Source organism: Sphingobacterium sp. B29, assembly GCF_001952815.1.
In the GTDB taxonomy this organism is placed as follows: domain Bacteria; phylum Bacteroidota; class Bacteroidia; order Sphingobacteriales; family Sphingobacteriaceae; genus Sphingobacterium; species Sphingobacterium siyangense.
The window spans coordinates 663,032-678,953 of sequence record NZ_CP019158.1; the positions used below are offsets into that span (position 1 = coordinate 663,032).

Annotated in this window: 6 protein-coding genes; all 6 read left to right on the plus strand. The window is 41.9% G+C overall.

Annotation, left to right across the window (positions count from 1 at the left end; translation table 11 throughout):
* Window positions 1-157: 157 nt before the first annotated feature.
* The 6 genes from BV902_RS02890 to BV902_RS02915 all read left to right on the plus strand — a co-directional run bounded on the left by BV902_RS02890 (window position 158) and on the right by BV902_RS02915 (window position 15,913).
* A complete protein-coding gene (locus BV902_RS02890) occupies window positions 158-3,235 on the plus strand; it encodes a SusC/RagA family TonB-linked outer membrane protein (protein ID WP_075990708.1) in 3,078 nt (1,025 codons plus the stop codon).
* A 14-nt stretch (window positions 3,236-3,249) separates the two neighbouring features.
* Window positions 3,250-5,130 (plus strand): RagB/SusD family nutrient uptake outer membrane protein, encoded by a 1,881-nt coding sequence (locus BV902_RS02895; RefSeq protein WP_075990709.1) that lies wholly within the window; start codon window positions 3,250-3,252, stop codon window positions 5,128-5,130.
* Window positions 5,131-5,292: 162 nt separating this feature from the next.
* Complete coding sequence (locus BV902_RS02900) at window positions 5,293-7,164, plus strand: 7TM diverse intracellular signaling domain-containing protein (protein WP_172840635.1); 1,872 nt, start codon at window positions 5,293-5,295, stop codon at window positions 7,162-7,164.
* A gap of 61 nt (window positions 7,165-7,225) precedes the next feature.
* Window positions 7,226-9,961 carry a glycoside hydrolase family 2 gene (locus BV902_RS02905; protein ID WP_075994590.1) on the plus strand — a complete coding sequence of 912 codons (2,736 nt, stop codon included), beginning with the start codon at window positions 7,226-7,228 and terminating at the stop codon, window positions 9,959-9,961.
* A gap of 12 nt (window positions 9,962-9,973) precedes the next feature.
* The gene (locus BV902_RS02910) at window positions 9,974-12,190 is read left to right on the plus strand and encodes a hypothetical protein (RefSeq protein WP_216640428.1); all 2,217 of its coding nucleotides are present in this window, start codon (window positions 9,974-9,976) and stop codon (window positions 12,188-12,190) included.
* A gap of 570 nt (window positions 12,191-12,760) precedes the next feature.
* Window positions 12,761-15,913 carry a SusC/RagA family TonB-linked outer membrane protein gene (locus BV902_RS02915; protein ID WP_075990710.1) on the plus strand — a complete coding sequence of 1,051 codons (3,153 nt, stop codon included), beginning with the start codon at window positions 12,761-12,763 and terminating at the stop codon, window positions 15,911-15,913.
* Window positions 15,914-15,922 lie beyond the last annotated feature (9 nt).

Genomic DNA, 15,922 nt, shown 5'->3' on the forward strand with positions numbered 1-15,922 from the left:
AATTACTTGGGATTTAAGTGTATTATTATTTTTTATAACTACCTAATTTGCAGCGTTTTACACTTTATTTTAGTTGTTTTTTTGATTTGATCGAATTAATTTAGCTTCCATAAATAACCCAATTAACAATTATTTGAACGCTAAATTTCCATAAATTATGGCCAAACAATTAACGCTCCTGATTACAAGTGTACTTGCATGTACCTATATGGCAAATGCACAAAATCGGACAGTCAGTGGTACTGTAGTGGATAGCCAAGGGAAGCCAATTCCACAAGTATCTATCAAACTGAAAAATCGTTCTGGGGGAACGACAACGGATGACCAGGGGAGGTTCTCTATTGCGGTCTTTCCTAAGTCTACGCTTGTATTGTCAAGTGTGGGCTTTCTGAATAAGGAGCAGGACGTCGATGGACAGACAACGTTGAATATAACCATGGACTCGGGCAATACCGAATTGACCGAAGTTGTTGTCATCGGTTATGGAACCGCTTCCCGGAAGGATGTCACGGGCTCCATTGCAAGTGTAAAAGCTGAACAGCTTGAAAACGAGAACCCGCAGAGTGTTGCGGATCTGCTAAAAGGGAATATCGCAGGTCTTAGCGTCTCACAAAATACTTCTGCGAAGGGAGGCGGAGATCTATTGGTGCGTGGTAAAACCACGCTCAGTGCCTCGACTTCACCACTGATCGTATTGGATGGGATCATCTACAATGGTCAGCTTTCTGATATTAACCCCAATGACATACAAACCATAGATGTTCTGAAGGATGCGAGCTCATTGGCTGTTTATGGTGCTAAAGCTGCTACAGGGGTAGTTGCCATTACCACCAAAAAAGGAACAAGCGATAAACCCGTGTTGACGGCGAATACCAACTGGGGATTAGCGACACTAGCGCGTAATCAACGTGTTTACGATGGCCCTGGTTTTCTGAAATGGCGGGCAGATGTGGGAAGAGCTGGTGGTACAAGGCCATCCTATTTCTATGACGATCCGCGTAACCTCCCTTCCGACGTGACATTTGATCAATGGCTTTCTGGGGGAAATAAAGATTTGGATCCAGTAGATATTTGGTTAGATAGGCTTGGTCTAGTGGCGAATGAAAAAGCCAATTATATGGCGGGTAAGACCATAGATTGGTACGATGAGATCTTTAGAACAGGAATTCGTCAGGATCATACGGTAAGTATGAGCGGAAGAAAGGAAGATGTCAATTACTACATGTCGGTTGGGTATAACAAAAATCAAAATCTGATCGAAGGTGGTGAATTCAGTACATTTCGGGCACGATTGAATCTCGAGGGTAAGGTGACGAACTTTCTGCGTATGGGGGCCAATGTGCAATATGCTGATCGCGACGAGGGAGCAATTGAGGCCGACTGGGCACAGTTAACAAATCTATCGCCTTATGGTGATAAATACAATGCGGATGGTACATTAAGAAGGATTCCGACCGATGATAGCGGATTGAATGCCCGTAATCCTTTTCTAAATATGACCTACAATGACCGGATGAACAAGCAGAATACCCTTTTTGCAAGTCTCTTTGCAAAAGTGAACTTGCCTTTTGGTATTACTTATCAGTTCAACTTTAGTCCCGGGATTGATATGTATCGTACCTTCAACCATAACTCCTCAGCAAATCCCAATGTGACTATTGCTGGAGGCTCGGCAAGTCGTGATCAGGAAACGCGTTATAATTGGCAGATCGATAATCTCCTGAAATGGAACCGGAAATTTGCTGAAATCCACAATGTGGATGTAACCCTTTTGGCAAATTCTGAAAAATATCAGACTTGGTGGACGCAGGCGGCCAATCAAGGTTTTGTCCCCGGGGACTATCTTGGCTATCATAATCTGGCCAGTGGTAATCTGCCTACCGTCAATAGCGAGGATAAAGTATATACCGGGGACGCCCTAATGGCTCGGGTTAATTATAGTCTTATGGATCGCTATAATTTGACTTTATCGGTGCGTAGGGACGGGTACTCGGTGTTCGGAGTCAATAGTAAGAGAGCGACTTTTCCGGCTGTAGCTGGAGCCTGGACCTTCTCGGAGGAATCGTTTATGAAAAATCTTTCCTGGCTAAACTTCGGTAAACTTCGACTTTCATATGGTATCAACGGTAACAGGGATCTTCGTAATCCAGATAATGGAACTGTCGATCCTTATGCCGCTTTATCGCAACTGACGGTCAATAAATACCAGACCGTCGACGCCAACGGTACACCGGCTGAGGTCAATACAGTAGTGGTCGGTTCGCGAATGGGAAATGAAAATCTCAAATGGGAGCAAACCACCTCACTCAATGCAGGATTGGATTTTTCAATTTTCAAGGATCGAATCAGCGGCTCAGTAGATGTGTATAGTAAAAGGACAAATGATCTATTGGTTAAACAAACGCTTTCCAGTGTATCAGGCTACCAATTTGTTTATTCCAATTTGGCAGAGGTGAAAAATAAAGGACTCGAAGTCAGTTTGACAAGTCGCAATATTGTCGACGGAAATGTCAAATGGAATTCCAATTTTATTCTCTCCTTGAACCGAAATAAGATTTCACGTCTTGCAACACCAAATAATGACCCCGGCAACGGTTGGTTTATAGGACAGGATATCGATGTCATATGGGATTATAAAGTATTGGGCGTATGGCAGGAAAATGAGATCGAGGAGGCTAAAAAGTATACAAAAGCAAGTATTCGTCCCGGGGATTTTAAATTAGAGGATGTAAACGGTGATTATGTCTATAATGATGAAGACAAGCAATTTATAGGTTACACTTCCCCACGTTTTACTTGGTCCTTACGGAATGAGTTTAACTTATTTAAGAACTTCGACTTTTCATTTCAGTTGATTTCTAATTGGGGTCAGAAAAAACAATTTAATCAGGCGAAGAACAATCCCGGAAGTGTGGGCTTTATGCGTTCAACGTCTTACGTTCAACCGTATTGGACGCCCGAAAATCCGAGCAACGACTATGCGCGCTTAGGAAGCGGCGCGAACGGAACAAGTTTCAATGTGTATTGGAAAAATAGTTTTATACGTCTGAACAATATATCGCTGGCCTACTCTCTGCCGAAAACGGTGTCAGAACGACTTAAAGTAAGAAACCTGAAAGTATATATGAACGTCAACAATGCTGCGGTATATGCACCGGTTTGGAACTATTGGGATCCACAGAACGACGGTCCTACGCCACGATATTATACACTAGGTTTGAATGTATCTCTTTAATTAAAACGAAGAAAATGAAGAAAATAAATATAAAAGTAGCTGCCGTTTTTGCGTCAATCACCTTGTTGGCTGTCCATGGATGCAAAAAGAGCTTTTTGGACTCCGATCAGCTATCGCAGTACTCTCCGGATAATCTAAACAATGTCGATGCTCTTAAAGGTGTATTGAACGCTTTGGGTAAAGCTGCTCGGGGCGAATTTTTTGGTGATGCTGCTCCCATGTTGACCGAATCTATCTTCTCGGATGTTGCTGTGGAAGGAACAACAGACAAGGCAACACCGGCTCAGAACCTTGTTTCGTTGATTACACCAGATGCCAACCTCAATAGTGACGACTTCAATAAAATTGGTTGGTATTGGACCAATTTTTTCGCTGCAGTCCGGTCTGCTAATACGGTGATTAGTAATATCGATCGCCCAACATATAGTTCAGAGGCGCAGAAAAATGAGATTTTGGGTGCTGCTTATTTCTACCGCGCTTATTTTTATTATCGATTGGTGCACGAATTTGGCGATGTACCGCTACAGTTGAAAGATCTTTCGGCTCCGAAATATGATTTTTACTCAACCAAAAGAGAGGTTATCCTGAAAAAGATGAAAGAAGACCTGGAGTTTGCACAGCTTTGGGTTAAAGATGGTGTTAATAAAGGGGAAGTGACAAATGGGGCCGTCAATCACCTATTGACAAAAATAGATCTCGCATTGGGAGACTTTGACGGAGCTATTGCTGCTGCCAGTAGAGTTATTGACGGTGGTAAATACACCCTGATGAAAAACCGCTTTGGTAGTACCGCGGCAGACCAATCTAAAAATGTCGTATGGGATTTACACCGCATGGACAACAAAGCAATCCCTGCAAATAAAGAGGCTTTGTTTCTGGTGATTGATCGACAAACGCTGCAAGGCCGTACGGATCTTGGTTCTCAATTGATGCGGAATACAGTCCCAGCTTGGCATTTTGCCAACTTAAAAATCCCACAAGGCGGACTGCAAGCCATTGTGGATGCTGTGAGCGCAGAGATCCCGCTGACACGGATGTATGGTCGTGGCATCGGTCGCTATCGCGGTACGTACTACAGTACCAAAGAAATATGGACAGATCAGACAGATTATCGCCATGCAAAGGGAATGTGGATGGATATGACGGATCTTGTTTACAATAATCCGGCAATCAAAGCCTCAAAAGATCCCGAAATCAGTAAACTTTATGGTCAGCCGATCCAGCAGTTTACAAAAGAAAATATCAATAAAGTGTTTACCAATGGTTCGTTGGATACCATTCGTCACTGGTTTGGATGGCCTCATTACAAGGTTTTCATCAATTCAACCAATCAATTTGCCGAGGATCCAAATTGGAATCCACCGCGCGGAACCAACACGGACTGGTATGTCTTTCGCTTGGCCGAAACATACTTGTTGCGTGCAGAAGCCTATGTATGGAAGGGCCAGCAGGCACAGGCTATGGCAGATATCAATGCCGTTCGGGGAAGAGCAAATGCTGCGCTACTGCAAAATGCGGCAAAAGTTACCATCGGTACCGTATTGGATGAAAGGGCACGAGAACTCTTTTGGGAAGAAGCACGCAAGTCAGAGTTGACACGTATTGCTTATATTTTTGCGCAGACCGGCATCCCTGCTTATAATGGCAAAACATATAGCATGGCCAACTTCTCGCAAAGCAATTTCTTCTACGACCGTATTATTGAAAAAAATTCCTTCTATCGCGATAAGGTTCCTACTGTACAGGGGGTACATTATGAGATTGCTCCATACCATGTGCTGTGGCCTGTACCTGCATCCGCGCAACGGTTTAATACCAATGGGATGATCAATCAGAACCAGGGTTATGCCGGTGCAGAAAACAATGTGCCGCCGCTCGATAAGATTGTTGATTAGCTGTGGAGGTCAGGTCGTAAAAGAGCACTATACGCTTTCTGATAATTTTGTTATTTTGACCTTCTAAAAACCGGATAGGATCCGTATCCAAATACGAATGCCTATCCGGTCATAAATAACCAAAAGAAAGAGGTGAGACGAGCTATGTATACTGTAAAAAGGATGAAAATACGCGGATTTGCGCTATTGCTATTGTTATTCCAAATGGGTTTGCTATTTGGTCAAAAGCCTATTGCGCTATTGCCCGGTACAGCCGAACATATTTTTAAGACCACAGAAGTATACTATATTGAAGATAGTACCAATGCACTGTCATTTGCAGAAATAAGATCGGCGGAACACGCAGAACAATTTAAACCTAATGAGCGATACTATCCAAAAAATTTCAACCGGTCCTCAACGTATTGGTTTAGGGTGCGAATGTCTTTTGATCAACACATATCCCGTGACCGGATTATCGAACTTTTCGATCAGACTGCCGACATGGTGGAAGCATTTATTCCAAATGGAACGGGCGGTTTTGTCCATTATCAGGCCGGCGCTTCGATCGATTTCGAGAATAGGCAATTTATGCACAAGAATTTTGAATTTCTAATTCCTGCATTGCAGAAAGGTACTTACGAGGCTTATTTTAAGGTACGATCAAGACAGATGGTCAATGTAATTTTGGTCTATCGTACCTTAGATCGTTTTGTTCAATATACGCTGACTGAATATTTTACGTTCGGCCTGTTCTATGGGATGATTATTCTGTTTAGTTTCAATAATTTACTCATGTATTTTGCTGTCAGAGGGCGCCAATACCTGTATTATGTTCTCTATATCTTGTGTGTAGGACTATACGAGATGTCTTCGGATGGTATTGCTTTTCAGTACCTATGGCCCGAAAATCCCTGGTTCAATCAATACGCAACAGCAGTTTTTGTCTGCTGTGTCAGCGTTTTTGCCTTGTTATTTACGAAATCCTTACTGCATGTAAAGCAAAAAGAGCCTAAATTGAATCGTTTGTTGGATTTGGTCATTATTTTGAGAATAGTATTCTTTCTGTACTGCTTAGGTTTTAACCAGAACTGGTTTATCTACAAATTTGTTGAGATCGTTCCATTGTCAGTTGCCTTTTTTTCGGGGATATGGCTTTGGAAGAAAAACTATCGTCCAGCCCGGTATTTCGTGCTTGCTTATACGTTTCTTTTCCTCGGCTTTGTGTTGAAGGTAATCTATGTATTGGGCTATGCGCGTTTCCTGCCCAGTTCGATCGGGCATTATAGCATCACATTTGGCTTTGTCCTGGAGATGACTTTTCTCTCATTCGCAATTCATGATAAAGTTCGGCTCTTGAAAAGCAAGAAAGAGCGGGCGCAAAAGAGAGTTATTGAACAGATGCAGATCAACGAGAAACTCCAGGAGAAGCACAACAGAGATCTTGAACGGAAAGTGCAGGAGCGCACGCTGGAAGTGATACAGAAATCAAAAGAACTACTTGAAAAATCCGAAATTATTAACGATCAGAATCGCGAACTGAAAGAGATGAATAGCCTGTTATGGGCTCAGTCGGAAGAGATTGGCCGGATGAACCAGTTGTTGACAAAGGATAATAAAAACCTACAGACCAATATTGAACGGATTACAGATGATCGGGTGCTTTCCAAGGAAATGAATTTTGAAGAATTTGGGGTAAAATATCCAGATAAGGAGACCTGTTATAAGGTCTTGTCCGAGTTGAAATGGAAAAAAGAATACCGTTGTATAAAATGTGGGTACGATAACTATTGTGCCGGTAAAACACCCTATAGCCGAAGATGCACCAAGTGTACCTATGAAGAATCTGTATTGAACAATACGATTTTTGAAAATGTACGTATTCCAATTAATAAAGCTTTTTATCTGGTTTATCTCGTCCATTTCCATCAGGGCGATATCTCTTCCTATAAGCTTTCGCAGAAATTGGGTATTCGGCAGAGTACCTGCTGGAATTATGCAAGCAAGGTAAAAGACATCCTGACAACAAGCGGTAAAAAACATAAAAAAAAATGAAAAATCAGGTTGGACGAGATTGGTGCTGCAGGCACTGGATCGACCAACATAAATGCTATACATGAATATTATATTTAAGCAACTCATCAGCCTAGGCTATATCGCCTGTCTATTTTTCTCTTCGAGCGTACATGCGCAAACCGTACTAGATGGAAGAGTTTCAGTTGATTTCTCGTCAAACTGGAAATTCAGGAAGGAGGAATCTTCCACAGACCGTATAGTTAAACAAAAACAACGGGAAGAGATTGTTGATCTACCGCATACCTGGAATATAGCTGATGTCATGGACGATACGCCAGGCTATTATCGTGGTGCCACCCAATATCAAAACACCCTCTATTGGAAAACCGTCTGGCAAACTAAACGAATAGTACTTCATGTAGGGGCCGCCAATCAGGAAGCAACCGTGTTTGTCAATGGTAAACAGGTGAAAGCGCATATTGGCGGTTATACGGCTTTCAATGTCGACATTACAGACTATCTCAATCGAAGAGTAAATGGAAAAAATACGATAGTCATTCAAGTCACCAATCGCTTCAACCAGGATATCGCGCCATTAAGTGGCGATTTTACTTTTTTTGGAGGTATTTACAGAAAAGTGTCTTTGCTGCTGTTGGATCAGATCCATTTTGCAGATCCAGTTTACGGAAGTAGTGGTTTGCGCGTAAATACAAAGATTGATTCCTCAGAAAATGCGACGATTAATCTTGACGGAGTTATTCAGAATGCTTCAGCATCACAACAAGCTATTGTGATTGAAACTACGCTTGTGGATGCCGATGGAGTGGCGGTAAAAAAAGTACAGCAGAAAGAAAATCTAAAACCTCATTCACAGCACAATTTCCAATTGAACATAGCTGAAATTGAGCATCCAAAATTGTGGTCGCCAGACTTGCCGTACTTGTATCGTTTGATAACGCGGATTTATAATTCCAAGGGCCGACAGCTGGACCAGCTGGATAATTCCGTTGGTTTCCGCTGGTTTTCATTCAATCCCGAAAAAGGCTTTTTCTTAAACGGGAAACCACTAAAATTAGTAGGAGCCAGCCGGCACCAGGATTTTAAAGGTATGGGCAATGCTGTTCCCGATAGCCTACAAGTACAGGATCTTGTGAAATTAAAAGCGATGGGCGGTAACTTCCTGCGCGTGGCACATTATCCACAGGATCCTGCCGTATTGAAAGCCTGTGACAGCTTGGGCTTGTTGGCATCGGTGGAAATTCCGCTTGTAAATGAGATTACCGAAAGTCCAACTTTTGCAGCTAATAGCTTTCAGATGCAGAAGGAGATGATTAGACAATATTTTAACCATCCGAGTATCATTATCTGGGGTTATATGAACGAAATCTTTCTCCGGCCCCATTTTCCAAAAGATAAGGAACGTCAGGAAAAATATTTTAAATCAGTGGTATCATTGGCGGAAAAACTGGAAGCGCTCACACGAGCCGAAGATACTACACGCTATACGATGATCGCCAATCATGGAAACTTTGATCTCTATCATCGGACGGGGCTGACCAAGGTTCCTATGCTTGTGGGCTGGAATTTGTATCCGGGCTGGTATGGTGGCAAAATTGCAGATTTTGGCAAGCAGTTGGAACATATTCATCAACAGCTGCCCGAGAAACCTTTATTGGTAACTGAATATGGAGCAGATGCCGACTATCGAATACATTCGGATAAACCAGTTCGTTTCGACAAAAGTATTGAATATGCCATTAGGTACCATCAGGGCTATCTCAATGACATCCTACAGAAAGCATTTGTCGCTGGCGGGGTGGCATGGAATTTATCCGATTTTAATTCGGAGACCAGGGAGGAAAGCATGCCACATATCAATACCAAAGGATTGCTGACCTGGGACCGGAAAGCAAAGGATAGCTATTTTCTATACCAAGCTTATCTCAAGAAAGCCCCTTTTGTAAAAATAGGAGGTACTTTTGGAAAAAAATGGGCTTTAAGGGCCGAGCCGGACCGAGCATTGATAGGATCCGGATGGCTAAAGCTGCCCATATTCAGTAATGCTGATTCGGTGGAACTCCTGCTGGATGGTATGTCGTTGGGCGTAAGCAAGCCTGTGGATCGGATGATATTATGGCCTGTAAACCTAAGCCGTGGATCACACGCTGTGAAAGCCCAGGCTTTCCATAACGGAAAATTAAGTTCAGTCGATGAAACTGTAATGGATTGTGAGGTATTGCCCTATGATCTGAAGAAGGATAGTGACTGGCAAGAACTCCGCATCAATGTTGGCGACAATCGAGAATACATAGATTCCTTGGGAAATCGGTGGTTCCCAGACCAGCCTTATGAAAGGGGAAGCTGGGGTTATTTAAAGGGCGAAAAATATCGTCTGAAAAATACAGGGCGTGAAAACCTGGGGACCGATGTAAATATTAGAGGTACAGGAGATGACCCGCTCTTCCAAACACAATTACAGGGACTGGAATCCTACCGATTTGATCTGCCTAATGGCAATTACGAGGTCGAGTTATTTTTAGCCGAATTGGATGGCTCGAATGACAAGGAAAATCTCTTATATGATCTTGAACAGCGAGAGAAGAAACAGGAGCAAAAGGGGATGGATCGCATTTTTGATATTCGCATTGGAGGCCATGCTCTTGCTACGGATTTAAATGTGTTGCGTGAAGTCGGGGCTTTTAGCGTGCTTCGTCGAAAATTTCCAGTGAAAGTGCACAGCGACGGTAACTTGGTGATTTCCTTTATTCCTAAGAAAGGTGAACCGATGCTGAATGCGATCCGACTTAAAAAGATAAACCAGTCAGTCAACCCATAAAAAATGAAATTTATGCAGCCATTTAGAAACTATATCAAGCCTATTATCGCATTGTTGATGATACAACACGCATTTGCAAAAACTAGCTATAAGCTAAGTAAACCAGTCTATGCTGGGGTGCAAGGAACTTCATTAACCGCCGTCGTGACACATCAACCTGATCCAAGCGAGCTCGCGAAAAGTCCAAATGGCCTAAGGAAAACGACCGCGGCAAAAGCCAGGGCGCAAACTGCTGTTGTGAAAGATAAATCCAAGGTAGGTAGTCCCGAAGTCTTCATCCAAAAGGGGCGAATATGCCTTAACTTTAGTAAACGGCTGACCGATAAAGAGATAAAAGGGCCCTTTCTTATCCGACGGAGCCAGGGCAGGTTGGGCGATTATCAAACTATTGCCAAAGTCACACAGCCCAAATTTGTGGATCAAGTGCTCGTAGGTAGTCCATACGACTATTATTATGAGATCCAGACCGTAAAAGGAGAGTTTGTTGCACGTTTGAGTTTAGAACTTCAGCTGTTTGGTGAAAATACATTTGTTTATAGTCCAACAGATAATAAGGCACGTGTCGGCAATGAAATCAATCAGCTCCATGAAAAGATGTTTGGTAAAGAATTTAGTCCCAATCGTTATGCATTGCTGTTCAAATCGGGAGATTACAAAGAGGCAGGGCTATTGAAGATTCCTTTTTATGTGCAGATTGCTGGCTTGGGCAAAGTGCCTTATGATGTTGCGATTTCAAATATACACACGCCACCTCATCTTGCCGATGGGAATGGGACATGTACATTCTGGCGTGCTGCTGAGAATCTGTCTGTCATTGGTCCGGAGAGCTATGAGGAAGAACAAACTTTTAAATGGGCGGTTTCCCAAGCCGCCCCCTTGCGTCGTATTTATTCCACACGGGTGGTGCGCAATCAATGGGCAAATGGATGGGTTAGTGGTGGTTATACCGCAGACTGCTATTTTGAAGCAGCAGCAGGTTCCAAAAATCAACAGCAGTGGTATACACGAAACTCATTTCTAAACAAAGGAAGAGGGAAGTTTGAAGAAATTAAATACAATTATTGTTTTCAGGGGGTCGATTTTGGACCTTCTGTTGATAAGAATAGCTATCAAAATAATTGGGCAACAGGGGGCAACGTGACGGTCATTCCAACAACACCCGTGATTCGTGAAAAGCCCTTTGTGTTTTTTGATAAAGATGGACGTTATAAGGTGTTTCGACCAGCATTAAAACATAATCATACAGGCGTATCCTATACACGGGACAATATGGGGGCGGGAGATATCATTGATGTGGAGAAGGAGTTTTATGTCGTCAAACCTGGTGATTCGGCAGCGGAGATGAACCGACAGTTAGGGAATGGCAAGCATTTGCTGATTACACCTGGGATGTATGAGTTATCCGAACCCCTTCATGTCAGCAAGGCCAATACCATCATACTTGGACTTGGGTTAGCCACATTGATACCCGGCTCAGCAAATCCGCAGACGGCAATTGACGTTGATGATGTTGCAGGTGTCACTGTTGCCTCATTGATGTTTGATGCGCATTATAGTTCGCATAGTTTGATTCAGGTCGGGCAGGAAAAGAGCGGAATAAGACATGACAGTAACCCAACCCTGTTGGCAGATCTATTTCTGCGTATTGGCGGATTTCGGGCCGACAAAGTTCATGTGGACCAATCGGTTATTGTCAATAGCAATGATGTGATCGGTGATCACTTTTGGATATGGCGAGCTGATCATGGGGTGAAAGGTAGTGTTGGCTGGGATATTAATACGACACGCAATGGCTTGGTGGTTAATGGAGACTATATGACTATGTATGCCTTGTTCAATGAACATTTTCAGGAGTATCAAACCTATTGGACCGGTAATCATGGCCGCACCTATTTCTTTCAATGTGAAAGCCCTTATGATGCGCCGAATCAGGCGGCCTATCGAAGTGAGCATGGAACGCGTGACGGATATGCGGCCTATAAAGTTGCCGATGCGGTACAGCAACATGAGGCCTATGCTTTTGGGATATATGATGTGCTGGTCAATCCGATTCGCATTGAAAGTTCGGTGGAAGTGCCGGTAAAACCTGGTATTAAGCTCAAACATATCTGTAACAACAGCTTGTCCAGTGGTCCCAATCGCGGCTATGGCTATGTGATCAATCAAGTGGGAAAAAGTACCTATAATACCTGGCGCGATAACCGGACGTATGTGGTGGAGTTTCCTTAAGGGCCAATTTCCGAATCAACTAATTGTTTTAAAAAAATAGCGCTTTCGATAGGATGGCGCTATTTTTAGTTTATTAGGCACTTTGTCTTCTTTTTTCGGATGCTTTTTTGATAATAAATGGACTAATCTGGAAGATCAAATCCTAATTTAACCTCTTAGTCAATAGACATTCTGTTTTATATTAGTTGTATTAATTAAGTCATCGAAAAGTTCGTAGATATTTTGGTTTGTATTGATTAATTTTTAAGACCATTGAGTATTTAGGCTTCATATTGTTATTAACTAATAGGATATATTGCTATGCCTTCGAATCGTGTATTGTTTGTTGTTATTTGTCGCCCGTTTTTGCAGTTGTTGTTTTAAGATGACGTTTAAATAAGCCTAATATGATCTGTTACTGATACAAATTCAACTTTTTGTAAAATTTACTCAAACGATTGCGTAAAAGTAGCGCAATCGTTTGACTGTGTTATTTGGAAATTTAATATTCTAATAGTTATTTATTTGTCTCTTCTTTTTTGTGGCGTCAAGATTTTTGATCTACCTTCACTTCACTAACACTAAATTAATATGAAGAGAATTCTACCGATTATTATTCTCGTGGTGATGTCCTATTTTCATGTTTTCGGTCAAACAATTCCTGTGGAAGGGACTGTTCGAGATGCAAATGGGCAGCCGTTGGCGGGCATGACCGTCACAGAGCGAGGAACAACGAATCAAGCGTCGACAAATCAGCAAGGTTCGTTCACTTTGGCTGTAAAAAGCCTTCCCGTAACATTGGTTTTTTCTGGTGTCGGCTTTAAAAGGCAGGAAGTCCATGTGACAACAAAACAGGCTCCAGCCGCAGTCCTTCAAAAAGATGACTCCTTCTTAGGAGAAGTTGTGGTTGTTGGATATCAAAAGCAGTCTGTTAAAAAAACGACTAGTGCTGTTCAGGTTATTTCAGGCCGGACAATTGAAGATTTGCCAGCACCGAGTTTCGAGAGCTTGTTGCAAGGAAGGGTCGCAGGTGTCAATATCCAAAACTTTACAGGAGAACCTGGAGCTAGGAATACGTTTACTGTGCGTGGTAATACCACTATTTCCCCCGATCTGAATAGTGAGGTCGACTTGGCAAATACAATGAGCTCTCCGCTATATATTATTGATGGGATGCCACTATCAGTCTCTGACTTAGGTGGTTCATCAGCTACAGGAACCAATTATATTGCGGGTATCAATATCAATGATATTGAAAGTATTGTTGTACAGAAAGATGCTGCAGCGACAGCGGTATGGGGTTCTCGTGGTGCTAATGGGGTTATTGTGATCAAAACAAAACAGGGCCGGGTAGGAAAGCCATCAATTAGAGCATCCTATTACAGGGGAATTACGGAAAGGCCGCAATTGCAAAGAACCTTAGGGGGAGCTACAGAAAGAAGGACAAAGATGGATATTCTAAGTCAATATGCTTCATGGGCTCAGATGGGTGGATTTACGCAGCCCTTAACAGACAGTTTGAATAGTAGCTACAATAATGCAACGGATTGGCAAGATTTGTTTTATACAACAGGAAATATTGATAACGCAGATGCGAGTATTGCAGGTGGAAGCGAGTCTGTTAATTACAGATTGTCAGCTGGTTACTATAATGAGGATGGTGTTGTGCGTAATACCGGATTTAAGCGGTACTCGATAAGAGGCAATTTTGGGTTTACGCTTTCGCCAATTATCAAATCGGATTTTATGGTGTCTGCAGCGAGAATAAATCGCAAACGTGGACTTGGTAGAGGGATTGACCAGGTCGTTCCGGTAAATCAAGGGGAGATGCCTTCATCTTTCGTGGGGCTTGGTCAGGCAGATTATGATTTCTACTTAGGACAATATGATAAGTTGACAGATGATAATCAGACCGATAATATCAATATTTTTTCAAAAACGTATGTCGATATCATAAAGGGATTGCAATATTCATTAGAGGGTTCTGTTCAGGCAAATATGGATAGTAGAAATCAATTTCAGCCTCGTGAACTTAATCAAGGGATCAACTATGCTGCATCAACGGGGAGAAATGCCTATACCTATAATATTGCGAACGTATTGAATTATGTAAAAACATTTAATGAAAAACATACGATTAATGTAACGGCACTACAATCGTTTCAATATGATAAGCAGTTGTCCCATAAAACAGAGGGATACAATCTGCCTACAGACGATATTCATGTAATCCAAGGTGTTGCAACAAAAGATTTAATAGCAAGTACAAACAAGGTGGAGTCTGGGCTTCTATCTTATATGGGACAGTTTTCCTATGATTACAAATCCCGTTATATTTTTAATGCATCTTGGCGTTCAGATGCTTCATCAAGATTTGGTGTTAATACCAAATGGGGTTCTTTTCCTGCATTATCAGCGGCTTGGGTGATTTCCGATGAGAATTTTATGAAAAAATTTGATTGGGTTAATATGCTTAAATTGAGGGGAAGCTGGGGTAAATCAGGAGTCCTTCCGGAAGATTTTTATGCACCTTATAACGTTTGGGCCTTGTCATCGGATACATATAATGGAACTACATTCGCGGTGCCATCATTTAAAAAACCGTTGACATTAAAAAATCTGACATGGAATAAATCTGAGCAAACAAATATTGGATTTGACTTGGGGCTTTTCAATGATCGTTTAACAGTGACGTTCGATGCTTATCGAAAAATTTTGAAAGATCCAATTATGGGTTTCTCATTCCCATATTACACAGGTTACACAAAGTTGTCGTTTAACGTGCCAATGACGGTTTATAATGAAGGGATTGACCTGACTATTATGACAAGAAATCTGTCTAAAACGAGCGTATTGCAGTGGAACACGAACCTAAATATGACTTTTAACAAAAATAGAATCGGTTCACTGCCATTTGGTAACCGTAGTTTCTATGCAGATTCCAGAGGTTATAATCAACAATTGTTGTATACGGTAGGAAGTCCAATTTATCGATGGGCTCAAATGATCTATCAGGGCGTGTATTCGCATCAAGATCAAATACCGGTCAATCCTGTAACTGGAAAACCTATCACTGTTTTTAAAGGGAATTATCCTGTTAAGCCAGGATATCCGAATTGGGCAGATGTGAATCAAGATTGGGATACTTGGAGTGACGAAGATAAAGGTGCGGCGGATGGTGACTTGATGTTAACAGGTAACCCGAATCCGCGCATAACGGGTGGTTTGTATAATGAATATATATATAAGGGTTTTTCTATCAGTATGTTGAATACATTTACCATCGGTCGTGATATCATCAATAATTTAAAAAGTAATCAGTTCAATGCGATCGGTGGAAGCATAAATAAATTTACAAACAACAGATTACCTGATTTAGAAGGTTTAGATTATTGGACACCTGAAAAGGCAAAGGATCCTAATTATCAGGCGAGTTTCCCTTCGATATCTCCTTATGGAAGTTATTTCTACCAGTATCTTCCGTTTAGCACGATGTTTAATGAAAATGGTACTTATTTCAAAATTAAGACAATTTCTGTCGGGTATATTTTACCTAAAAATGTCGTGGAACGGTTAAAGATAGGGGCTAGAAATATTAGATTCTATGGTATGGTGGATAATCTCCATACTTTTCAGAAAGCTTCAGTCCCTGATGCTGAATTGGTGACACCGCAAGGGGAATATAGCGGCGGGGCTTATCCATTGCCGAGGAAATATACAATCGGTCTAGAAGTCAACTTTTAAAAACGATCA